Raw genomic sequence first — 21,799 nt, forward strand, 5'->3', positions numbered from 1 at the left:
AATTTAGTCAAAAGGAGAGAAGCGGATTGGCAGAACGACGCATGTTTGCAAAAACGATTATTGATAGTGATGCGTTTTTAGATATGCCCTTATCAAGTCAGGCCCTGTATTTTCATTTAGCGATGCGTGCCGATGATGATGGATTTATCAATAATCCCAAAAAATTGCAGCGAATGGTCGGTTGTGGGGAAGACGATCTAAAATTGCTAATGGTTAAAAAATTTATTCTAGTATTTGAAAGCGGTGTGATCGTTATCAAACATTGGAAAATTCATAATTATATTCGCAGTGATCGTTACAAACCAACCTTGTATCAAGAAGAGAAAAATCAGATTGTTGAAAAAAATAGCAAAGCTTATACGTTTAAAGCAGAATCGTCTGTCAGTGGTCAACCAGCTGACTACCAACGGTTACCACAGGAAAGCATAGTCCAGTCTAAGTTAGGTCAGAGTCAAGGTAGTAGTTCAGAAAACGATTGTTTAAAGATGATTTATCATTTTTATGAGGAAAACGGCTTTGGTACACTGGCCTCAAAAACAAGCCAAGATTTTAAGTATTGGTTGCAAGATTTTATGCAAAAAGGGGCTAGCCAAGAGGAAGCATGCCAATTAATCTTGCATGCTTTAGGAATTGCCATCGATCGAAATAAACGGAATTATGGCTATGTAAATGCTATTTTGAAAAGTTGGGAGCAACAAAATTATTTATCCGTACATGAAGTTCTGGTAAATGATAAAAAACAAGTGTCGGAGCATGCGCCGCAAATGACAGAAGAATATCAAGAGTTAGGTTTTTAAAGAAAGGAGGAAATCAGTATGCATGCGACAGATCAAACTTTTCAAATACTATTGAGTCAATTGTTAGAAAAAGTTGAAGACCGTTGTCCTGAATGTGGCAGTGAACAATATGTTTGGCAACAAAAAAATAAAGATGGCACAGAACGTTGTGCCCCAACTTGTTGGTCGTGTGGGTATAAAATGCTAAAAAAACATGAACAACAAGCCAATCAACAACGTTCTCAAGAGAGTTTTATGGCACGTACACAAAAATTTTTTCATCAAGGGTCCTTAATTGCTGATGATGCGCTACGGCAATGTCGTTTAACCAATTACCAAACCACTGAATTAGAAACAAGACAAGCAAAAGAACGGGCCTTAGCAGCAGTTTCAGCGATTGTTGAAGGAAAGCCAATCCACGTTATTTTTTCAGGGAAACCTGGTGTCGGTAAAAGTCATTTGGCTATCAGTATTTTAGTTGAAGTCTTAGAACGCTCTGCATATCAAAAGTATTGTTTATTTGTCAGCTACTCTGAGTTATTAGAAAAACTAAAAATGTCCATGAATGAATCGGCCAAAAGCCAAGCAAAGGCTCAAGCGTATATTACTAGAATGAAAAAAGCAGACGTTTTGGTCTTAGATGATTTAGGTGCTGAATTAGGAATTAAAAATAAAGTTAGTACGGATTTTAATAATGATATCTTAAACCGAATTTTAGAAGCTAGACAGAATAAAGCAACTATTTTTACTACTAATTTTTCTGGAAAACAACTGGTGGAGGCCTATGGAACACGCATTATTTCTCGTCTAATGAAGCACGCCAGTGGCTATGTTTTCCAATATAAAGACACAACAGACAAACGAATGAGGAGTGTGAAATAAATATGTTAACAATTATTATTGGGTTTATCTTTTGGACAATGACACTAATGTTAGGTTATCTAATTGGTGAAAGAGAAGGCCGTAAACATGAGTAATTTAACAAAACGTAAAAAAGATTTATTTGAAATGAAAAGCGTTGTATTTAAAGATATTTCAAAGCAACAAAGCGAAAAAGCACAAAAAAGAAAACGACTCTTACAACTAATGAATCAATATCCCGATTGGGCAAGTCAAAAAAATAAACTTATTATGCAGGAAATTCAAGAATTAGGACAAGCAATCGGTAATTGGTCGATGGATCAATCAAGACCCATCCAATCCATCAAGGCCGCATCGTTTACAAAAAGCGAGTATCTCTATTTAATTTGGCTCGGTTATTCAGATGAAGCGATTCGTCACGGCTTAGACATGTCGAAAGAGTGTTATTTTATTTATCGATTAACACTTTTAAATGAATAAAAGTAAAGGAGATTAACCAATGCGTACGTCAACATTTAATTATATCAAAGATATTTTAGCAGACTTTTATAAAACAGATGAGTATATCCGTCAACGGGAAGAAGAATTACGGCACCCTTATCAAGAAGCAGATTTAAATGCTGGTATTAGAGGACAAGGACTTCACTCTGTAGTGACCGAACGAATGGCGATTACGATAGCTATGGATCGTCGTCTGTGGAACTTAGAGAGAAATCGAGACATTATCAAAAATTGTTTAGCTGAAGCGGATGAACAAACGCGGGTGATTATTGAAGAACTATATATGAAAAAACGGCCCTCTTTAACATTAATTGGACTTGCCCAGCAATTATTTATTAGTAAAAGCCAAGCCTATAAATTAAGAAATCATTTCTTTGAAGCGGTGGCGGATGAACTAGGGATGTAAACATGGAAAAAGCGTGGAATTTTTTCAGGTGTCAACATGGTAAATTAATAGTGTCGAAAGAGATAGATAAACGTGAGGCAACCAAAAAATGAAGACACGTAATTCTATAATTTTGACTGCTTTCTTGTGTCAGCTATGAAGGAGCAGAAAATGCCGGCTACTTTCAAAATCCTTCATTTTGACTAGAAGAGAGCCAATTTGTTAACCAATCCTGAATTTTTTGAATGGAAAGGTGGCGCTAAAAATGAATGAAGCGGAACAAGAGTTATATGAAGCCCTTGTTGCAATCTGCCAGACGTCAGGATTTTTGTTGCTAGAGGAACTGCCGACAGATTTACCAGATCAGCCATTTGTTTACTTAGGTGATAGTAAAGAATTACCTAAGCCAACTAAATCAGCTATTTTGGGAGAAATTGAATTAGTAATGCATGTTTATGGTGCGTTATCTGAACGACAACAAATTTCTACAATTAAAGGAACGATTTTACGGCAGGCAACCAGTAACTTAAAACGAACGGCTCATTTTAATTGGGGTATCAAACATCAAGAAGTCAAAGCACAAATGGTAAAAGATACCAAACAAATGAAAAAAACAATTTGGCATGCTGTACTACCATTACACATGCAATTTTACTAGGAGGAATTATCAATGGGAGAAGTTATGCAAGGAAAAGACCGTATTTTATTAGTTCGTCGCTTGGATGAAGCAGCGACAAAGAAAGCAATGAAACCCTTATTTCAAATTGAACATGAATGGGAATTCTCACGTGAATCGAGCGGTACGCAAACAAAAGATGGCGTTGCGAATGCTGTTTCTGGTTTAGAAGTTACGTTATCGTTAAGCGGTTTAGCCTCTCGAGATGATGAAAATTTATACATGAAAGACGCAGTTGAAGATGGCATCTTAATGGAATTTTGGGATGTTGATTTAAAAGGTGAAAAAAATGCGGAAGGTAAATATCCAGCAATTTATGCCCAAGGTTATGTAAATTCATGGAGTTTACCAGCCAATGTAGAAGAATTAGTAGAAATCGAAACAGAAGCCTCTATTAATGGCAAACCACAAGATGGTTTTGCAACAGTAGAAGCAGATATTATTGCGGAAGCACAATATGCGTTCCAAGATACCGTTCCAGAGAAAGCACCACAACCTGGCGCATAATCAAAAAGTGTTGAATTTTAGGAGGATAAAAAATGAATTTAGAGATTAACGGAAAAACAATTGAAGTGAAATTTACGATTGGCGCGATTCGTGAATTAGATAAACGTTACCAAATTGAAAATGGCGCTGCCAAATTCGGCATGGGCATCAGTTCAGCAATGATTTATTTACGCCAATACAATCCAGTAATCTTAGTTGACATCATTGAAGCTTTACAAAGTGGGCAATTAAAAATAGGTAAGTCGGAAATTGAAGCATGGTTAATGACCCAAGATGTCAAAAAACTTTCAGATGATTTGCTTAAAGAAATGGGAAAGCAACCTCTTACAAAACCAATGATCGATCAGTTCAGCAAAGAAGCGAAGAAAGCAGAAGCGCAAGCGACCAACTAATTAAAACGAGCGATGACGTGTATCACGACATCGCTCTTTCTGCTTTTCGCTACTTAGGCTGTCATTCATTTGAAGAAGTGGATCGGATGACCATGTCTGAATTTGAATTACGAATGATTGCTTTTAATTTAGCAGAAGTAGATGAAGAGCGGAAAAGGCACGAGCTTGCCTACTTAAATGTTAAAGCGCAAGCGACGAACAAAAAAGGAAAACCCGTTTTTGAAAGCTTTAAAAGTTTTTATGATTATGAAAAACGAGTTGCTGAAGTTCTGGCAGCTAACCAGCCACAACGAACGAAATTAAATGAGCGGAAAAAAACGCAACTTGCCACTGTGGCAGAGCGTCTACGCCGCTATCGAGAAGGGAGGAGAGTAGATGGAGAATGACAAAGAAAAAACGCCGTTGTCGGAGGCAAAGAAAAGCCTTGCAGGCGTCCAACAAGCATTAAAAAGTATGAGCGGTGAGTATGCCTTATTAAGTGGATATTTAGGGAAAATTAGTGCGGGTGTCAATCAGTCAGCCACGGTCATGAACACATTTAAAACCGTCATGCAACAATCTGGAGAAACAGTGAAAAAAACAGGAGACGAAACAGCAAAGGCAGCAGATCAAATGAACACAGCGTTAACAGATTCTGCTGAACAAGCCGGTGAAGCAGCTAAAAAAGCGGGGAAAGAAACCTCTGATGGCTTTACTAATGCACAAAATAATATGCTGAGCTTTGGGACGGCCATGACTAGTGCCGTTTCCTTACCTATGCTGAACGTTTTAAAAACAGCTATGGGCGTCGGTGCTGGGGTCAGTGGCGAATTTCAAGGAATGCAAGGACTGATTATGGCTAGTGCAGGAGGGATTTCTGATTCATTGCAGGGCGAGTTGCAAGGGGCATTGACTCAGATGAATCAATCATTTGAAGCGGCAGCACAAGTGATTCAAAGCGTGATGGCTCCAGGAATGGAAATTTTGGTTCAAGTGGTTATCACAGTCGTCAAAGGCATTACAGCTTTGGTGAATTTATTTATCAAATTACCAAAACCCGTCCAAGTTTTTATTGTTGCCATTATGGGCATTTTAGCCGCCATTGGCCCCATGTTGATTATGGTAACGATGGCTCAGCAAAAATTTCAACAGTTTAGTGCTGGTTTGGCTCTTGTACAAGGAAACATTGGGAAGTTAGGTGGTGGCTTATCAAAACTAAGTGCTAGTTTTAGTGCCTTAGGTGGAGGACCATTAATTTTAATTGTAGCAGCCGTTTTAGCAGCGGTAGCAGCGTTTATTTATTTCTATAAAACCAATGAAACATTTAGAAATAGTATCAATAGCTTAGCTAGTGCCATTCAAGGAGCTGTTTCAGCGGCGTTTGGCAAATTGGTAGGATTGCTACAACAGATCCAGCCGGCCTTTCAGCAAGTAATGGCAGTTTTTAAACAATTTTTTGCAGTAGGCTTAGAGAAAATGGCGACTATTTTTTCAACAATTGGTCGTGTGCTAGCAGGCGTTTTTGCCAGCGGTTTGCAATTAGGTAGTAACTTATTAGGGCAATTTGGTGGCACCTTTGACAAAGCTGGTTTAGCGGTTGGTCTTTTGGTAAAAGTTCTGACAAAGGTTGCACTGGCTGCATTAGGAATTTCTGGGCCGTTTGGTCTAATTATTTCCTTGATTGTTTCATTCGTGACGGCCTGGATGAAAACCGGTGATTTGAGTGCGGGTGGTATTACCCAAGTCTTTGATAATTTAGGTAACACGATTACATCGGTTACAACAATGCTGGCAGCTAATCTACCGAAAGTTATACAACTTTTTACAACCGTCTTAACCAGTATTCTCGGGAAAATAACAGAAGCTATTCCAAGCATCGTAACCGCGTTATCTAGTTTAATTACGTTAATTGTTGGTGCGATCGTTGCCAATTTGCCAGTCTTAATTGAAGCGGCAACACAAATTATTACTACGTTGATTCAGGGGATTACAACAGTCTTACCAATGTTGATAGAAGTTGGTTTGAGCTTATTAATGACTTTAGTTAATGCGATTGTCACCGCCTTGCCAACAATTACAACTGCAGCGATTAATATCATCACTACATTAGTGACAGCTTTTGTCACAGCGTTACCAATGCTAGTTACAGCAGGTGTTTCAATTATCACGGCCTTAGTCAATGCATTTGTTACGATGTTACCGTTGATTTTGACTGCTGGTTTACAAATTTTGATGGCATTAATCACTGGGATTATGACGATTTTACCTCAGTTAATTCAATCAGCGCTGACGATTATTCTAGCGTTAGTGACTGCGTTGGTAGGTGCCTTACCACAGATTATCAGCGCAGGTGTCAAATTGTTAATGGCGTTAATTCAAGGAATTATTTCGATTTTACCAACCTTAGTTGCGGCAGCTATTACCTTAATTTTGACATTGGTAAATGCCTTAATTGGTGCCTTGCCACAAATCATCAGCGCAGGCGTCAAATTGCTAATGGCTTTGATCCAAGGGATTATTTCAATTTTACCGCAACTGGTTACTGCAGCAATTACGCTAATTACCGCTTTAATGGGTGCGTTAATCAATGCGTTGCCACAGTTGTTAAGTGCTGGGATTCAACTGATTCAAGCCTTAATTAATGGTGTACTCAGTCTATTGGGTACCTTGCTGTCCGCAGCAGGAACATTAATCTCACAAATGATCACGAAGATTGGTTCTTATTTTGGTCAACTGTTAGCTTCGGGCGGACAGTTAGTTGAAAATATCAAAAATGGGGTTACCAATGCAGCCGATCAGGTAAAAAATGCCATTGGTTCTGTAATTGAAGGTGCTTGGCAAGCAATCCAAGGTTGGTTTTCAAAATTTACCGATGCTGGTGCGAATATTGTCGGCATGATTGCTGATGGAATTACAGGCGCAATTGGAAAAGCCAAAGAAGCAATCGATGGGGTCGTCAGTAAAATTCGTAACTTTTTACCATTTTCACCAGCAAAAGAAGGTCCCTTATCTGATTTGCATAAATTGAATTTCGGCGGCACGATTGCCACGGGGATTTATGCAGGCGAAACAGCCGTTAGTAGAGCAATGGCTTCTATTTTAGATTTACCGCTGTTAAATGATTTTGCCTTGGACTTAGCTGGTCGAGGAAACTTCACGGCAACGATTGACCATCGTTTAGAAAATGATGCATACAATCGACCATTATTTGTGACAGTAGAGTCAACGTTAGATGGAAAAGTTGTCGCAGCAACTACGGCGCCTTATTTAGCAACAGAGTTACAACGACAACAAGTGAAACAAAATAACCGCTTAGGAAGGAGAGGATAACATGTATAAATTTGTTGATACCAATCAAGCAACTCATTCAACGCCTCTTCCTTCAGAAGCGTTGAATTTTAACGGCCAATTTTTAGAAAAAGTCATCCCTGGCTATCAAACATTATCAGTTTCAGGACGAGAATTAGTTCCAAGCGAAATTGAAAGCTATCAATTAGGGATTCGTGATGGTAAACGTCACGTTTATGCGCGAATTCCAGAACGAGAATTAACAGTCAAATATCGCCTTTCAGCTGTGAATAATGAAGCATTTCGAGATGCATTTAATCATTTAAACGTTGCTTTGTTTACGGAAAAAGACGTTTCTATTTGGTTTAACGATGAACCGGAAATGCTGTGGTTTGGCAGTAAGTCTTCAGTGAGTGATGTACCCGAAGGTGTTAACCAAGTAACAGGCACCTTTACTTTATTGCTTTCTGATCCGTATAAATACACACGGAGTGATGCGACTAGTGTGATGTGGGGTTCGCCAACCATTACATTTCAAGCGAATTACTTAATGGGGAATACAGGCTCAGGTGCAGTTGATTTTCCAATTTTAATTGAAGGCGGGGCTTATTGGGGATCAACCATGATTACCTTTCAAAATCGGGCTTACACGATGGGGGATTTAGGCAAAGAAGTTCGGCCAATTGAAATTTATCCTACGGTTGAAGGATTAAAAGTCAAACCGACCATTATTTTAACAGGAACCGGACGTGGTGTTTGGATTAAAACACGGAACGATACAATTAACTTAGGAGACTTTGATCGTTCGGAAATTATCATTGATACTGAAAATTTTTATCTGACAAAAAATGGTGCACCGATGATTCGACCAATGAACGATTTTCATCTATATCCCAATGAACCGCTGTATATTCAAGCCAAAGATAGCGACTTCCGCTTGACGATTCGCTATCCTAACCGATTTGTGTAGGAGGGTGATTAAATGTTAATGGCGCTGGATTTGAAAAGAACATATACGGCAATCTTGGATAATGCCTATCAAGTCAGTTATGAAAAAATAGAGAACAAAATTGGCAGTTTAGATTTTACCATGCCGCTAGATGATCCTAAAAATGAATTTATTGCAGAAATGCAATGGGTGGAACTGACCGACAATGAGAATGAATATATTGGTTTATATCGCGTGATGCCAACCACAATTAAGAAAGATGCGAACAATAATCAAATTCACTACTCTGCCACAGAAGCACTATGTACCTTAGGCGATACTGTCCTTTTTGGTTGTCACGAAATTAAAAACAAAACAACGAAAGAGGCCATTCAATTTCTATTGAATAAACAAAAAACAAAGCATTGGGTCCTGAAAAAATGTGATTTTTCAAGGAAATTAACCTATAAATGGGAAAATGAAAATGGGTTAGTTGAGCCTTTATTTAGCATCCCAGCCGATTTCGAAGAGGAATATCTTTGGCAATGGAATACAGAGGTCTATCCTTTTGAACTTTCATTAGTCAAACCGCCAACAGAACCAGTTGCGCGAATTCAAGAAGGTTACAACATGCAAGGATTTGAAATAGAACGTAATCCCAAGATGCTAATCAATCGGATTTATCCATTAGGTTCAGGCGAAGGTGTTAACAAAGTCAATATTCGCTCGGTCAATCAAGGGGTTCCGTATTTAGAGAACAAGGCCGCAATTGACCGCTATGGTTTATTGGAGTCAATTTGGGTGGAACAGCGTTTTTCTGATCCCAAGGCATTAAAGGAAAATGCTTTGCGAATGTTAGAAGAATGGACCAAACCACAAGTTTCTTGGGTAGTGACTGCAGCTGATTTAATTAAATTAACAGATCAACCTTTGGCAATCGATCGTTTGCGGTTGGGTACGGTTATCATGATTAATACGAATGAATTTGGGAGTGTCAACCTTCGTATCAAAAAAGAAAGTAAAAAAGATGTCTTTGGTGCCCCCCAAGACATTCAGCTAGAGTTGGGAAATCTGCAAGAAACAATTCATAGTACCATGACAGCTTTCAGTCGGAAACAAGAGATTAGCGAAACTTACGCACAAGGGGCGACGACACTTTTAAATCGTTCAGTACAAGGAGAACTTAGCAAGACACAGCCACTGGAGCTGAATTTATACTTTGACGAGGACATTCTTTATGTAAACACCGCAGAATTAACGTTCAAGGCAACTGCTAAAGGACCTTCGCATTCTGTAACGAATATTGATTTGGTAGTGGATGGCAAAAAATTACCCCAACTATCATTGCAACAACAACGGCTAAACATTTTGAGTTATTTACGAAAAACAACAGATGGAAAAATCGAACGCGGCAATCACACGCTTCAATTTTTCTCTCATCAGCCACTATGGTTGGATGCTTCGGTCATCTGTCGTGTGTATATTCAATCCCAATTGGGTGGCCAGTTTTAATAAAATAATGAAAACTAGAGGAGTGTGACGAAATGTCAGTAGAACATATTGAAGAATTAGATACCCTGAATCAAGGTCGCCTTAAAATCAATGCAATCTTGGATCAGTCGAATGCATCAGCTGAGAAAGTAGATGCTTACCAAGTCCAGTTAACGAATGGAATTTCTGAAGCGAAAAACATAGCAGATGAAGCTGGCAAAGAAGCCGTACAAATTGCCACCGATGCAGGCAATCAAGCAAATGAAACAGCCAACCAAGCGATGAACAATGCCAAAACAGCAATCATGATTGCAGGAAATGCAGTTTCAACGGCAAATAATAATAAACAAGAATTTGATACTTTACGAAATGATTTCGATCAATTAGTAGCAGAAGCGGGTGATAGTAATCCAGAAATTGTCCAAGCACGTACAGATACACAAGGCATCAAACAAGCTACCTTAGCGAATCGTCTTCAAATTGATTTGAATGACCGTATGACAAAAGCAGACGGTATTTCTTTATTGGCTAAGCCAACTACTGTCAAAATGAAGTTAGACTTTAACGGTAAAACGGCCGGCAATACAGCCACCAATGCAAACAGTTATTCCACTGATTTTACGGCAAAAATTCTTAAGAAGCCAACAGACGTTTGGGAGGAAGTTTCCCAAGCGGACTACAATAAAATGGCCAGCCGTGATGATGAGGGCGTGAAAACAGGTTCCACCCAAAGCGGTGTGATTCCGCAACAATTAGCGGCCTTCAATCTCGTTGAAGCCGCTAAAAAATTAATTCCACAAATGTTTGAAACAGTCACAACTGACGAGGCGGTGGCATTTATTCGCCAGAACGTTCAATTTTTTACGATTAATCAACGTGTGAAAGCCGCTGCGCCCAATAATCAAACGATTAAAATCGCTGCGTATTTACCAACTACGGATAATTGGGTAACTCAAATCCAAGAATCAGCAAAAGAGTTCGGCGATTTTTCAATTCAAATTAATGATCAGAATTTTATCACAGATGAAGGTTTCATTTATTTAATGAGCTATACAGATTCATCGAATGGGGTAACGCCAGCTAGCTTAGAAGTTGATTACGTGGGGCTTCATATTGGTCTGTCTGTTGATGCCCAAGCGGTTTTAGCGAAGAGTGGTTTTGTTCAAGCGGAGCAACTCAATACCCATGTGGAAAATCAGGATAATCCGCACCAAGTAACCGCTGAACAAGTGGGGCTAGGCAATGTAGAAAATTATGGCTTCGCATCAGACAGCGAAGCAGTTGCGGGAACTTTAACGAGTAAATATATGCACCCGAAAAACGTTGCGGAAGCGATTAAAGGTCAAGCTGTGACACAAACAGGTGATCAAGAGATTGCTGGGGTGAAGAATTTTTCCGAAGCTCCTTTATTCAAAAATCTTCCCTTAGTTAGTCTAGGCAAATTTAACCTCGTAGGTATAAACGGAACAGAAGGTAGTTTTACAAAAGTCATTGGAAATATGAATAATAAAGAAGTAGGATTTGGTAGTGATTTTTCTTACATTGACGAACGAGCAAAACTTGCTAATTTAAATAAAAATAACAACCGTTTAGTTATTGAAGAAGATGGAATGTATATTTTAATTGTACACTTTTGGGTACAGCCTATAACAACGGTAAATGGCTATTGGTACTTTAATTTTGCTATTAATGGTGTACGAGCTGGTGGTCCAACAGATCGTTTTTGGGGACTCGGGGGTACCAGCTGGAAAAATCGTCAAGATGGACTTGGAATGGTCATACGTAATTTTAAGAAAGGAGACCAACTTTCTGCATTAATTGAGACAAATTATATGGGTGAAGTAAACAGTACAGGAATTAAATCTGCTACGCTAATCAAAATAGGGTGATTTAGATGGAACGTTATCTCAACACAATAACAATGCTTTTAAGCATTTTCGGTGGGATTGTCGTACGTTTATTAGGTGGATTAGATCAATTGTTGGATGTCTTCCTCTTTTTAATTATTGTCGATTTCATCACAGGTTGGATTAAGGCAATCGCCACAAAAGAATTGTCCAGTCGGATTGGTATGCTCGGAATTGCGAAAAAAGTGACGATGTTATTTGTGGTTGCCGTAGCGGTTCGTGTTGAAAAAGTTGTGGGGAACAATTTGCCAATTCGGGAAATGGTTCTGATTTTTTACATTGCGAACGAAGGACTTTCTTTTTTTGAAAACATTGCGACCTTTATTCCTATGCCGAAAAAGTTAAAAGAGTTATTTATTCAGTTAAAAAATAAAGATGATTAAGTAGAAGTGGTCGGGACAAACGTAGAACTTTCGGCTGATTGCCGAAGAAATTACTTCTGTCCCGCCATTTATCTGCGGGTTTAAGCCGTGGAAGGGAATTTGTTTTGACTTTCTTTTCATGGCTTTTTTAAGAAAGGAGCATGCTATGTTTAAAAAATTAATGATTCAACTTGCTTTAGTAATTGGCTTAAGTTTAACGATTCCGATGACGGCTTGCGCTTACACCATCGAAGCGGATCCAATCAACTTTACTTATTTTCCCGGCTCTGCAACCAATGAATTAATTGTTTTACATGAATCAGGAAACGAGCGGAACCTAGGACCACACAGTTTAGACAATGAAGTGGCCTATATGAAACGAAATTGGTCAAATGCTTATGTCTCATATTTTGTCGGATCTGGTGGACGAGTGAAACAATTAGCTCCTGCTGGCCAAATTCAATATGGCGCAGGTTCTTTAGCTAATCAAAAAGCCTATGCGCAAATCGAATTGGCTCGAACGAATAATGCGACGACATTTAAAAAAGATTATGCTGCCTATGTTAATTTGGCCCGTGATTTGGCTCAGAACATTGGTGCTGATTTTTCGCTGGACGATGGAACAGGTTATGGAATAGTCACTCATGATTGGATTACAAAAAATTGGTGGGGAGATCATACAGATCCTTATGGTTATTTAGCGCGTTGGGGGATTAGTAAAGCGCAGTTGGCACAAGATTTACAAACGGGCGTTTCTGAAACAGGTGAGACTGTCATTATTCAGCCAGGTAAACCTAATGCGCCAAAATATCAAGTAGGACAAGCAATTCGTTTCACTTCAATCTATCCAACACCAGATGCTTTAATCAATGAACATCTATCAGCAGAGGCACTTTGGACACAAGTAGGAACAATTACAGCGAAATTACCCGACCGACAAAACCTTTACCGTATTGAAAATAGCGGACATTTGTTAGGTTATGTGAACGACGGCGACATTGCTGAACTTTGGCGCCCGCAAACGAAGAAATCATTTCTAATTGGTGTGGACGAAGGCATTGTTTTAAGAGCAGGACAACCTAGTTTGTCAGCACCCATTTATGGTATTTGGCCTAAAAATACTCGCTTTTATTACGATGCGTTTTATATTGCAGATGGGTATGTTTTTATTGGTGGGACAGATACGTCAGGCGCGAGAATTTATTTGCCAATCGGACCAAACGATGGCAACGCACAGAATACATGGGGATCATTTACTAGCTAAAAAAAGCCACAAACTCTGCTTTTATCAGAGTTTGTGGCTTTTTTTGCATTTAGCAGAGATTTTGCCAAAGGGAATAAGCAACGGAGACTGCGAAGCTAGGTACTTTTATGCTATAATGACAAAGTTAGTATTATCGGAACTGGAGGAACTATAATGGACGGCATTTTACCGTTATGGAAAGAACGTGGCATGACAAGTCATGACTGCGTATTTAAATTGAGAAAAATTTTACATACCAAAAAAATTGGTCATGGTGGTACGCTAGATCCAGATGTCGAAGGGGTCTTACCCATCTGTGTTGGCAAAGGAACGAAAGTGATCGAATACATGGTAGATTCTGGCAAAACCTATGAAGGTGAAATTACACTTGGATTTGCTACGACAACCGAAGATGTTAGTGGCGAAATTGTTGAAAAAAAACCAGTTACAACACCTCTGTCAACTGAACAAATTGATCAAGCAATGGCCGAAATGACAGGTGAAATCACACAAATACCACCGATGTTTTCTGCGGTGAAAGTCAATGGTAAACGTTTATATGAATATGCCCGGAACGGGGAAGAAGTTGAACGGCCCCAACGAAAAGCTATGATTTATTCATTTGAACGTACTAGTGAACCAATTTTTAATGAATCTGCTCAAACACAAAGTTGGCGGTTTAAAGTGGTCTGTGGCAAAGGAACCTATGTGCGGACATTATCCGTGGATACTGGCAAAAAATTAGGCTATCCTGCCCATATGTCGGATTTAACGAGAACGGCAAGTGGCGGTTTGCAAGCTGCGCAATGCTTAACGTTAGAAGAAGTAGCCAAACAAATGGCTGCTGAAACAATTGATCAATGCCTGTTGCCTATTGAGACAGCAGTAGAACAATTCCCACGAATTGATTTATCAGATGAATTGTATCAAAAAGTAAAAAATGGCATGCGTTTGCACAAAAAAGAACTAGGAATAAAGGCAATGCCAGAATCCTTAGTTGCCTTATTTTACCAAAATCAAGTGGTTAGTTTATACATGCCACACCCAACGCATGATAAATTATTGAAACCAAGTAAAGTTCTACGGAACAATTAAATAAAAAAGAAGGAAGTTTTTGCACATGCAAGTTATTCAACTACATCATCCCTATGAACCCAATCAAATTCCTAATGAAGAAGTCGTGATGGTCCTAGGCTTTTTTGACGGTGTTCACAAAGGCCACCAAAAAGTAATTGAAACAGGCAAAAAGATTGCAGAGGAAAAAGGCTTGAAGTTAGCTGTGATGACCTTCAACCAACACCCATCAATCGTTTTTCAAAAAGTTTTACCAGAAAATATGAAATATTTAACTAGCTTGGAACAAAAAGAACGCCTAATGGCCAACTTGGGCGTTGATATTTTATATATTGTCGAATTTACTTCAGCGTTTGCTCAATTAAAACCGCAAGATTTTGTCGATCAGTATATCGTTAATTTAAATAGTGCAGTGGCAGTCTCTGGGTTTGATTATACGTATGGTCCTAAAGAAATCGCTGGAGTCAAACAGTTACCAACTTATGCGCAAGGCCGTTTTGAAGTGGTGACAGTACCAAAAGAAGAAATGACTGGTGCCAAAATTAGCTCAACAAGAATTCGCGAAAAAATGGAAGCCGGCGAAATGGAGGAGGTCACGGAGTTGTTAGGATATATTTATGAAACAGAAGGAACAGTTGTCCATGGCGATGCTCGTGGCCGTTTATTGGGTTTCCCGACCGCTAATGTCAAAGTGAAAAGCACCGTGCGCTTACCAAGAATTGGCGTCTATGCTGTGCAAATCGAAGTTGGTGGCAAATGGTATGTCGGCATGGGCTCAATTGGTCATAATGACACCTTTGGAGAAGGACGCGATTTAACCGTGGAAGTCTATATTTTGGACTTCCATCAAGACATCTATGGTGAGCAAGTGGTGGTTCGTTGGAATCATTATTTACGTGACCAAGTGAAATTCAATGGGGCTGAAGCCTTGATCGACCAATTAAAACAAGATGAACGAGATACGGCTGACTATTTCCAACAATCTGAGGACAAATAATGAAGATTCGTCAAGAAAAACCTGCAGAGTATCAAGCTGTAGAGCGTTTAACGTATCAAGCGTTCAAGGAATTAAACTTGACCGAAAACTGGCGTCCCACAGAGCATTTTATCGTGCATTTATTAAGAGAAAGTGCCGACTTTATTCCGGAGTTGTCCTTAGTTTCAGAAACTGATCAAGGAAAATTAACGGGTCATATTATGTCTTCAAAAGCCAAACTACGATTACCTGATCATACAGAAAAGGCTGTTTTGACCGTTGGGCCGCTAAGTGTCCATCCAGAAGCACAGAACACGGGCGTAGGCTCAGCGTTAATTAAGCATTCTGTTCAGAAGGCCAAAGAATTAGGCATCGGCGGATTGATTATCCTGGGCCATCCAACTTACTATACGAAGTTCGGTTTTGTTCCAGCGACTACTTTTCAGATTACGTTACCGGAAAAAGAAACATCAGAAGCATTATTGGCTTTGGAATTACTGCCAGGTTATTTTGGCACAAGTGGTGGGGAGTGGCATTTTTCAACATGCTTTGCTTATCCAGAAACACACCCTGCAGAATTAGAAGCCTTTGAAGCAGAACTCGGAATAAATGAATAAAGAATAATAAGACGCGACAACTACTAGTTAAGTACTGGTGGTTGTCGCGTCTTTACTACTTTTTATTACAAAGTAGTTGACAGAACCGGTACTCAGTATTATTATGTAGTGGTACATAGTACTAAAGAGTAGTTTAGGGAGGAAAAGCAGTGAAGCAGACAGAGTTGCTAAAAGGCATTTTAGAAGGTTTAGTTTTAGCCATCATCCAAAGGAAAGAAACATATGGTTATGAAATTACAAAAATTTTAAATGACCAAGGGTTTACTGAAATTGTTGAAGGAACCGTTTATACGATTTTACTGCGTTTAGAAAAAAATCAATGGGTTATAGCTGAAAAAAAGCCTTCAGAAAAAGGACCAATGCGGAAGTTCTATCGCTTAACCTCATCAGGAGAAGCAGAACTCGCTGATTTTTGGCAGCGGTGGACGTTGTTTTCAAAACAAGTAAACAAGATGAAAAAAATGGAGGGATAGAGCATGTCAGATTTTAAAGCGTTGATCAAAAAAGTTGTGGGGGATAAAAAAGAGTACAAAGAATATAAACGACGGATTGCAGCATTACCAGCAGAGTATCGACAAGTATTTCAAGAAATTGAAAAATATGCATGGCATTTTTCAGATCATAGCGGAGCCAATATGTTCAATGCGTTGACTGATTTACTTGATTTGTTTGAAGAAGGAGCTGCTAACGGAACACCTATCAAAAATATTACGGGAGAAAAAGTAGGCGATTTTGCTGAAACAATTGTCAATGAAGTCGCTGGCAAATGGACTGATAAACAGAAAGAAAAACTGAATCATCAATTTTCTAAACAATAGTCAAAACAAAAAAGGAGAATGAACATGGTTGAAAATTTTTTTAAAGAAGGAAAGTTGCTGGTTATTCCCAAGAAAAATGCGAAAAAAGTCCAAGTGTTTCAACGTGTGGCCAACCAATTTGAATTTGGGAAAGAATATACGGAAAAAGAAGTCAATCAGCGACTTAGAGAAATCTATGAAGATTATGCACTTTTGAGACGGTATTTAGTAGATTATCAGTATTTAGAAAGAGATAAGTTTGGAAAAATTTATCAGAAATGTGAGCAACACACAAAAATTATATAAATGGCTTTTTTTAAAAGTAGCGAAACTAGGTGAAATGAACCAAGTCTAGCTACTTTTTGTTATGTAAGCTTAGTAATAGTTCTATAAAAAACTCTCTATTTGTTTTCTAACTCAGACTGGTAAGATTGATTTAATTAGAAAAAGATAGAGGTGAGAGAATGAATCTACGTACTTTAGGTCTAACAAAAATTCTTTTGACCTTTATTATATTAAGTATTATTGGCGCGTTAATGATTTATAGCGCCAGTAGCTATGACTTGCTGATGCAAGGCGTGAAGCCCACTGCTGTGTTTATTAAACAAGGTATTATTATGTGTCTCAGCTGGGTGCTAATGTTCGTGATCTACAAAGTTCGATTAGAAGTGTTATTTAATAAGAAAATTGCGATTGGACTGCTTTTAGTTTCGGTACTATTACTGCTAATGGTTCGACTACCTTTTTTTGGTGTAGCAGCGAATGGCGCACAACGTTGGATTTCTCTCTTTGGAATCCAATTTCAGCCATCAGAACTTTGTAATTTTGCGATTATTTATTACTTGAGCTGTTATTTAGGTGAAAAAGAAAATGGCTTGACAACGAAGCAGTTAAGGAAACAATGGCTGTTTGTTTTGGTCGTTGCATTTTTAGTTTTGATTCAACCCAAAGTTGGCGGGGCCATTCTTATTTTAGTTATTGGCAGTGTCTTAATTTTCTCAGCAAGTATTCATGCAAAATTTAGTGTAATTGCTGCGGGGATTGTCGTTGCTAGCGCGGCGCTTCTTTCTAAAATAATTATTTTTCTAGGCGATCACCGCTACTTACCACATTTTTTTGCGCATGTGTATGACCGCTTAGTTGTTTTGAAAAATCCGTTTTTATCCTTTCATGATCGCGGATTTCAGCCTTCAATGGCCTATTTAGCGATGTATAACGGTGGGTTTTGGGGCACTGGACTAGCCAATGGTATGGTAAAAAAAGGTGGCTTGCCAGAAGGTCAAACCGATTTTATCTTTGCGGTGATTGTGGAAGAACTTGGTTTGATTGGCGGCTTACTATTGCTATTTCTTTTGTTATTTTTAGCGGCCTCGATTTTGCGGAGTAGTTGTGTAATAAAAAATCATTGTTACGGCTTGTTTTTGTTAGGGGTCGGGACCTTGATTTTAGCTCAAACGGCGATTAACATTGGTGGCGTTTTGGGTTTGATTCCAATGACGGGAATTCCTTTACCGTTTGTTAGTTACGGTGGGACAAGTTATTTAATCTTTTCAGTGGCATTAGGAATCGTCATTAAAATTATTGCAAACGAAAGGCGGCAGTTAAATGGTCAATACAAAAAAATTCAACTTACATCTTAATTATGATTTATTATTGCCCATTTTTTTACTCACACTTTTATCTTCTGGTGTGCAATATTGGATTGCCGTTAATGAAGGAAAAGATGGAACTGTGCCAGCATTAAAACAACTTTTCTTTATTTTTGTTGGCTATGCAGGCATGTTTTTAGCTAGTCGGCTGTCACAGAAATTTATTTGGAAAGTAGCTCCTTTTTTCTATGGGTTTTCATTAATCTTAATGAGTGCTTTGTATTTTTCCTATGACAAAGGAATGTATTTATTGACGGGCACAAAGCGCTGGTTAGATTTAGGGTTTATTAAATTTCAGCCATCAGAAATTGCGAAAATTGCGTTTATTTTAATGTTGGCAAAAATTATTGTCCAACATGAGCAACAAGACTGGTCTGATAAATGGCGTTCAGACAAGCAACTTCTAAAAAAAATCGTTGCGGTTAGTGTCCCTGTTTTTTTCTTGATGGCGGTACAAAAAGATTTTGGGACATCCCTTGTTTTCGTAACGATTATTCTATCTCTTTTAGTTATTTCGGGAATTGATCGCAAAATTTTAATCATTATTTTCAGTGCTTTAGCAACGTTAGGCGTGGTCTTGATTCTGTTAGTCTTTACAGAGTGGGGGCACAAAGTACTCTTCTTTTTACATTTTAAACAATATCAATTGGATCGAATTTTAGCATGGATTCATCCCTATGATTATGTCGATAAAATCTCCTATCAACAAGTACAAGGCTTATTGGCAATTGGTTCGGGTGGTTTATTTGGCAAGGGTGTGCATGGGATTGAAGTGTATGTTCCTGTTCGTGAGTCTGATATGGTTTTTACTTTTATCGGGGAAGCCTGGGGCTTTGTGGGCAGTGCCACTGTTGTTTTTCTCTATTTTTACTTGTTTTATCAAGTTTTAGTAGCTGGCTTGCGGAGCAATTCGCGTTTCTGTATGTACATCTGTGTCGCCCTCATTTTTTCGCTGGTCTTTCAAACGGTGGAGAATATCGGTGCGGTGATTGGACTGTTGCCGTTAAAAGGTATTCCGCTTCCGTTTTTAAGTCAAGGAGGCACTTCGTTAGTGATGGCTATCACTTCTTTAGGATTTGTCAAAGGAAGAGAAGCCGCTACCTGAAAACACAAATAAAAACCAAGACTGGAACTCGCTTGCCGACAAGCTCTAGTCTTGGTTTTTACTATTGAAATTGTTTTTGGCATTCAGCCAAAAGTTGTTGAAGTTGTCGACTCATGTAACGTTCTTTTAAATAATAAACTGCCATGTTTCGTTTAGGTAGTTCTTGGTAAGTTAGTGTATGAATCGAATTGTCTAAAAGTTGAATATTTGTGTATTCGGGGACAATAGCGAAACTATCGGAATGAGACACCAAGTGAGTAATAAGTGAAAGAGTATCCACTTGAATGACTTTCTCTGGAGAAAAATTAGAAAACGTAGTATCTAGCCAATTGGTTAATTTGTTTTGCTCGGAAAATTCGGTATTTAAACGGACGAAGGGGTACATTGTTAGTTCTTTTAAAATTTCTTCCGTCGTAGCTTTGGCCAAAGCTGGATGATCGTTTCTTAAAATGAATTGATAATTTGCTGTAAATAAATCAATTTTACCAATATGTTCAGGTAATGGTAAGTCAGCAAAGGAAATACCAAAATCTGCATCCATTGTTTCCAAGGATTGAAGAATATTTTCTGTAATAATAGTGTGGACTTGTAAGTTGGATGAACGATCCGTTAATGTTGTCATTAGTAAGTCATTCAATTTATATTCTAAATCACAGAGATAAGTGGCTACATAAATATGGTTGGAAGAATGATTAATTTCTTTTAGCTCTTCTTCAATTGAGACCAACTCATTGGTGATGCGCCAACAATATTTTTCTAAAATTAATCCAGCTGGCGTTAAGGTGGTAGTTTGACCTTGGCGATTAAAAAGTTCCGCGCCTAACGTTGCTTCAAGAATTTTTATTTGCTTACTTAGGGCAGCTTGAGAAATTGCTAAATTTTCGGCTGCTTTAGTAAATTGTTTCACTTTGCATAACTCTAAAAAATAATGTAAACGAAATAGTTCCATGGGAATTCCTCCTTTTTCTATTCCTAGAATAAATAACGTAATTGTTCGAATAAATAACGGTGTGCTTCACAATGTCCGTGATGATTATTCTGAACTAAATAGATGGCTCGTTCTGGACTATCTTCCAGAGGAATACCAACTAAGTTACGTCTGTTTAGTTCATCAGTGAGTGAATAGGGAAGGATGCTACAGGCTTTTTCTCGTTGGACCATGTCTAAGACTAAATGAAGAGAAGGGAGTTCGATGACGATTTGCCGATTTTCCCAATTGATTTTACGTTCCCAACGTTTAAACACTTTTTTTTCATATACTTGATCGGAATATGCAGCAAAAGGTAAAGAACGAATTTCGTCAATCGTTACGCTATCGGCATGGGCTAAAGGATGATTTTTATTGACACAAAGGAGATAGCTTTCTGTATAAATTAATTCTTTCTCTAATGGAATCGAGGTATCCAAAAATATCCCAATCCCAATGTCAATTAAATCTGTTTCCAAAGCTGTTTCAAGATCGTAATAATACTTAAAATCAATACTTACATACGGATAGGATTGATTAAATAACAACAAGACTTCTCCAAATGCTTTATCTATATCAATTAAGTTTGTTCCAATCCGAATGGTCGTTGTCGATCCTTGGGTCACTAATTCATTAATCTCTTCTTGCGCTTCCTTAATGAGTGCAAAAATCATTTCTGTTCGCTTGGCGACGACTTCGCCTGCTGGAGAAAGCCGACAATGTTTCTTGTCTCTTAAAATTAATGAAGCACCTAATTCACGTTCCAACTCCTTGAGCTGGGTACTTAAATAAGGTTGACTCGTATGGAGCTTTTGAGAAGCTAAAGTAAAACTCGCATACTTTGAAACTGCCATAAAATATTCTAGTTGTTGTAATTTCATTTTCCTCACCGCCGTTTCTTTAACTATACAAAAAATAGCAGAAGAAAAGCTTCTCGACAAGGCTATCTGACGGTCTTTAGATTAATTTAACCAGTTATGATTCTATGAATAAATACGAATCATACCAGAAAACCATAGTAAATAAGCGGATTATTTTTCTTTTTGTTACTGAATGGACAAAAAGTTATCTGCTAAAAACTTTTTCTATATCGTTATTTTTTCAAGGAAGAATTATACTTGTTGTTGTAATTAAATAAGATTTGTTAGGTGAGGCTCCTATACAAACATAGGCTACTGCCCAAAAATGTCGAGAGACGCCAATGGGTAGAACAGGAACTGTCGAATGAAGGCTTTTCTTAAGGTAGCTAAAAGCAATCGCTTTTTACGTTGTATAGTGCTAAAGCTCAACGATAAGAACGATTATTCTTTGACACGTT

The 21,799-nt window shown here is 38.3% G+C and carries 24 protein-coding genes and 1 riboswitch; of the genes, 22 read left to right on the forward strand and 2 right to left on the reverse strand.

The genetic code is table 11. The features are described 5' to 3' along the window. The first annotated feature begins 41 nt into the window (after positions 1–41). From IGL42_RS05095 to IGL42_RS05200, 22 genes are all read left to right on the forward strand, one after another. Positions 42–797: a DnaD domain protein gene (locus tag IGL42_RS05095; RefSeq protein WP_002392532.1), complete on the forward strand. Its 756-nt coding sequence runs from the start codon at positions 42–44 to the stop codon at positions 795–797. Between the two features lie 18 nt (positions 798–815). Then, positions 816–1,658 (forward strand): ATP-binding protein, encoded by an 843-nt coding sequence (locus IGL42_RS05100; protein WP_002379370.1) that lies wholly within the window; start codon positions 816–818, stop codon positions 1,656–1,658. Between the two features lie 66 nt (positions 1,659–1,724). Continuing rightward, the gene (locus tag IGL42_RS05105) at positions 1,725–2,117 is read left to right on the forward strand and encodes a hypothetical protein (RefSeq protein ID WP_002360492.1); all 393 of its coding nucleotides are present in this window, start codon (positions 1,725–1,727) and stop codon (positions 2,115–2,117) included. A gap of 19 nt (positions 2,118–2,136) precedes the next feature. Beyond that, positions 2,137–2,544 (forward strand): RinA family phage transcriptional activator, encoded by a 408-nt coding sequence (locus IGL42_RS05110; protein WP_002360491.1) that lies wholly within the window; start codon positions 2,137–2,139, stop codon positions 2,542–2,544. Positions 2,545–2,764: 220 nt separating this feature from the next. Next, positions 2,765–3,181: a hypothetical protein gene (locus IGL42_RS05115; protein ID WP_002395083.1), complete on the forward strand. Its 417-nt coding sequence runs from the start codon at positions 2,765–2,767 to the stop codon at positions 3,179–3,181. Positions 3,182–3,193: 12 nt separating this feature from the next. Next, the gene (locus IGL42_RS05120) at positions 3,194–3,706 is read left to right on the forward strand and encodes a phage major tail protein, TP901-1 family (RefSeq protein ID WP_002366557.1); all 513 of its coding nucleotides are present in this window, start codon (positions 3,194–3,196) and stop codon (positions 3,704–3,706) included. A gap of 32 nt (positions 3,707–3,738) precedes the next feature. Then, on the forward strand, positions 3,739–4,098 hold the full coding sequence (locus tag IGL42_RS05125; RefSeq protein ID WP_010710440.1) for a tail assembly chaperone: 360 nt from the start codon (positions 3,739–3,741) through the stop codon (positions 4,096–4,098). A gap of 17 nt (positions 4,099–4,115) precedes the next feature. Further along, complete coding sequence (locus IGL42_RS05130) at positions 4,116–4,484, forward strand: hypothetical protein (protein WP_002365551.1); 369 nt, start codon at positions 4,116–4,118, stop codon at positions 4,482–4,484. Continuing rightward, complete coding sequence (locus tag IGL42_RS05135) at positions 4,474–7,407, forward strand: phage tail protein (RefSeq protein ID WP_010710439.1); 2,934 nt, start codon at positions 4,474–4,476, stop codon at positions 7,405–7,407. Before IGL42_RS05130 ends, IGL42_RS05135 begins: the two co-directional genes overlap by 11 nt. Position 7,408: 1 nt before the next feature. Next, on the forward strand, positions 7,409–8,335 hold the full coding sequence (locus IGL42_RS05140; RefSeq protein ID WP_002413346.1) for a distal tail protein Dit: 927 nt from the start codon (positions 7,409–7,411) through the stop codon (positions 8,333–8,335). Positions 8,336–8,347: 12 nt separating this feature from the next. Continuing rightward, complete coding sequence (locus IGL42_RS05145) at positions 8,348–9,805, forward strand: phage tail protein (RefSeq protein ID WP_010710438.1); 1,458 nt, start codon at positions 8,348–8,350, stop codon at positions 9,803–9,805. Positions 9,806–9,837: 32 nt separating this feature from the next. Continuing rightward, positions 9,838–11,673: a hypothetical protein gene (locus IGL42_RS05150; protein WP_010710437.1), complete on the forward strand. Its 1,836-nt coding sequence runs from the start codon at positions 9,838–9,840 to the stop codon at positions 11,671–11,673. Between the two features lie 5 nt (positions 11,674–11,678). Beyond that, positions 11,679–12,074, forward strand: coding sequence for a phage holin family protein (locus tag IGL42_RS05155; RefSeq protein ID WP_002357842.1), 396 nt, complete (start codon positions 11,679–11,681; stop codon positions 12,072–12,074). A gap of 118 nt (positions 12,075–12,192) precedes the next feature. After that, positions 12,193–13,317: an SH3 domain-containing protein gene (locus IGL42_RS05160; protein ID WP_002410015.1), complete on the forward strand. Its 1,125-nt coding sequence runs from the start codon at positions 12,193–12,195 to the stop codon at positions 13,315–13,317. Positions 13,318–13,470: 153 nt separating this feature from the next. Further along, entirely contained in the window at positions 13,471–14,391 is a 921-nt protein-coding gene (gene truB, locus IGL42_RS05165; RefSeq protein WP_002357840.1) for a tRNA pseudouridine(55) synthase TruB, read from the forward strand. 25 nt (positions 14,392–14,416) lie between these two features. Next, positions 14,417–15,367 carry a riboflavin biosynthesis protein RibF gene (gene ribF, locus IGL42_RS05170; RefSeq protein ID WP_002363808.1) on the forward strand — a complete coding sequence of 317 codons (951 nt, stop codon included), beginning with the start codon at positions 14,417–14,419 and terminating at the stop codon, positions 15,365–15,367. Continuing rightward, the gene (locus tag IGL42_RS05175) at positions 15,367–15,963 is read left to right on the forward strand and encodes a GNAT family N-acetyltransferase (protein WP_002361699.1); all 597 of its coding nucleotides are present in this window, start codon (positions 15,367–15,369) and stop codon (positions 15,961–15,963) included. The genes ribF and IGL42_RS05175 overlap by 1 nt, the downstream gene beginning before the upstream one ends. 149 nt (positions 15,964–16,112) lie before the next feature. Continuing rightward, on the forward strand, positions 16,113–16,436 hold the full coding sequence (locus tag IGL42_RS05180) for a PadR family transcriptional regulator (RefSeq protein WP_010710436.1): 324 nt from the start codon (positions 16,113–16,115) through the stop codon (positions 16,434–16,436). A 3-nt stretch (positions 16,437–16,439) separates the two neighbouring features. Continuing rightward, a complete protein-coding gene (locus tag IGL42_RS05185; protein ID WP_002361700.1) occupies positions 16,440–16,781 on the forward strand; it encodes a DUF1048 domain-containing protein in 342 nt (113 codons plus the stop codon). Between the two features lie 24 nt (positions 16,782–16,805). Then, entirely contained in the window at positions 16,806–17,066 is a 261-nt protein-coding gene (locus IGL42_RS05190) for a DUF2087 domain-containing protein (RefSeq protein ID WP_002360471.1), read from the forward strand. A 158-nt stretch (positions 17,067–17,224) separates the two neighbouring features. Then, entirely contained in the window at positions 17,225–18,400 is a 1,176-nt protein-coding gene (locus IGL42_RS05195) for an FtsW/RodA/SpoVE family cell cycle protein (protein ID WP_002357834.1), read from the forward strand. Continuing rightward, positions 18,366–19,514 carry an FtsW/RodA/SpoVE family cell cycle protein gene (locus IGL42_RS05200; RefSeq protein WP_002357833.1) on the forward strand — a complete coding sequence of 383 codons (1,149 nt, stop codon included), beginning with the start codon at positions 18,366–18,368 and terminating at the stop codon, positions 19,512–19,514. Before IGL42_RS05195 ends, IGL42_RS05200 begins: the two co-directional genes overlap by 35 nt. A 61-nt stretch (positions 19,515–19,575) precedes the next feature. Here the strand turns inward: IGL42_RS05200 and IGL42_RS05205 are convergent, their stop codons facing one another. Beyond that, positions 19,576–20,463 (reverse strand): LysR family transcriptional regulator, encoded by an 888-nt coding sequence (locus tag IGL42_RS05205; protein WP_002357832.1) that lies wholly within the window; start codon positions 20,461–20,463, stop codon positions 19,576–19,578. A 23-nt stretch (positions 20,464–20,486) separates the two neighbouring features. Next, positions 20,487–21,362 (reverse strand): LysR family transcriptional regulator, encoded by an 876-nt coding sequence (locus IGL42_RS05210; protein ID WP_002382245.1) that lies wholly within the window; start codon positions 21,360–21,362, stop codon positions 20,487–20,489. Between the two features lie 252 nt (positions 21,363–21,614). Continuing rightward, positions 21,615–21,785, forward strand: a riboswitch (M-box (ykoK) riboswitch). Positions 21,786–21,799: the final 14 nt, after the last annotated feature.

Source organism: Enterococcus sp. DIV0712, assembly GCF_050554855.1.
In the GTDB taxonomy this organism is placed as follows: domain Bacteria; phylum Bacillota; class Bacilli; order Lactobacillales; family Enterococcaceae; genus Enterococcus; species Enterococcus faecalis.

Coding starts and splice junctions, on each gene's coding strand:
- IGL42_RS05095 (WP_002392532.1), top strand. CDS start 42: ATGTTTGCAAAAACGATTATTGATAGTGATGCGTTTTTAGATATGCCC.
- IGL42_RS05100 (WP_002379370.1), top strand. CDS start 816: ATGCATGCGACAGATCAAACTTTTCAAATACTATTGAGTCAATTGTTA.
- IGL42_RS05110 (WP_002360491.1), top strand. CDS start 2,137: ATGCGTACGTCAACATTTAATTATATCAAAGATATTTTAGCAGACTTT.
- IGL42_RS05120 (WP_002366557.1), top strand. CDS start 3,194: ATGGGAGAAGTTATGCAAGGAAAAGACCGTATTTTATTAGTTCGTCGC.
- IGL42_RS05125 (WP_010710440.1), top strand. CDS start 3,739: ATGAATTTAGAGATTAACGGAAAAACAATTGAAGTGAAATTTACGATT.
- IGL42_RS05135 (WP_010710439.1), top strand. CDS start 4,474: ATGGAGAATGACAAAGAAAAAACGCCGTTGTCGGAGGCAAAGAAAAGC.
- IGL42_RS05140 (WP_002413346.1), top strand. CDS start 7,409: ATGTATAAATTTGTTGATACCAATCAAGCAACTCATTCAACGCCTCTT.
- IGL42_RS05145 (WP_010710438.1), top strand. CDS start 8,348: ATGTTAATGGCGCTGGATTTGAAAAGAACATATACGGCAATCTTGGAT.
- IGL42_RS05150 (WP_010710437.1), top strand. CDS start 9,838: ATGTCAGTAGAACATATTGAAGAATTAGATACCCTGAATCAAGGTCGC.
- IGL42_RS05155 (WP_002357842.1), top strand. CDS start 11,679: ATGGAACGTTATCTCAACACAATAACAATGCTTTTAAGCATTTTCGGT.
- IGL42_RS05160 (WP_002410015.1), top strand. CDS start 12,193: ATGGCTTTTTTAAGAAAGGAGCATGCTATGTTTAAAAAATTAATGATT.
- truB (WP_002357840.1), top strand. CDS start 13,471: ATGGACGGCATTTTACCGTTATGGAAAGAACGTGGCATGACAAGTCAT.
- ribF (WP_002363808.1), top strand. CDS start 14,417: ATGCAAGTTATTCAACTACATCATCCCTATGAACCCAATCAAATTCCT.
- IGL42_RS05175 (WP_002361699.1), top strand. CDS start 15,367: ATGAAGATTCGTCAAGAAAAACCTGCAGAGTATCAAGCTGTAGAGCGT.
- IGL42_RS05185 (WP_002361700.1), top strand. CDS start 16,440: ATGTCAGATTTTAAAGCGTTGATCAAAAAAGTTGTGGGGGATAAAAAA.
- IGL42_RS05190 (WP_002360471.1), top strand. CDS start 16,806: ATGGTTGAAAATTTTTTTAAAGAAGGAAAGTTGCTGGTTATTCCCAAG.
- IGL42_RS05195 (WP_002357834.1), top strand. CDS start 17,225: ATGAATCTACGTACTTTAGGTCTAACAAAAATTCTTTTGACCTTTATT.
- IGL42_RS05200 (WP_002357833.1), top strand. CDS start 18,366: ATGGTCAATACAAAAAAATTCAACTTACATCTTAATTATGATTTATTA.
- IGL42_RS05205 (WP_002357832.1), bottom strand. CDS start 20,463: ATGGAACTATTTCGTTTACATTATTTTTTAGAGTTATGCAAAGTGAAA.
- IGL42_RS05210 (WP_002382245.1), bottom strand. CDS start 21,362: ATGAAATTACAACAACTAGAATATTTTATGGCAGTTTCAAAGTATGCG.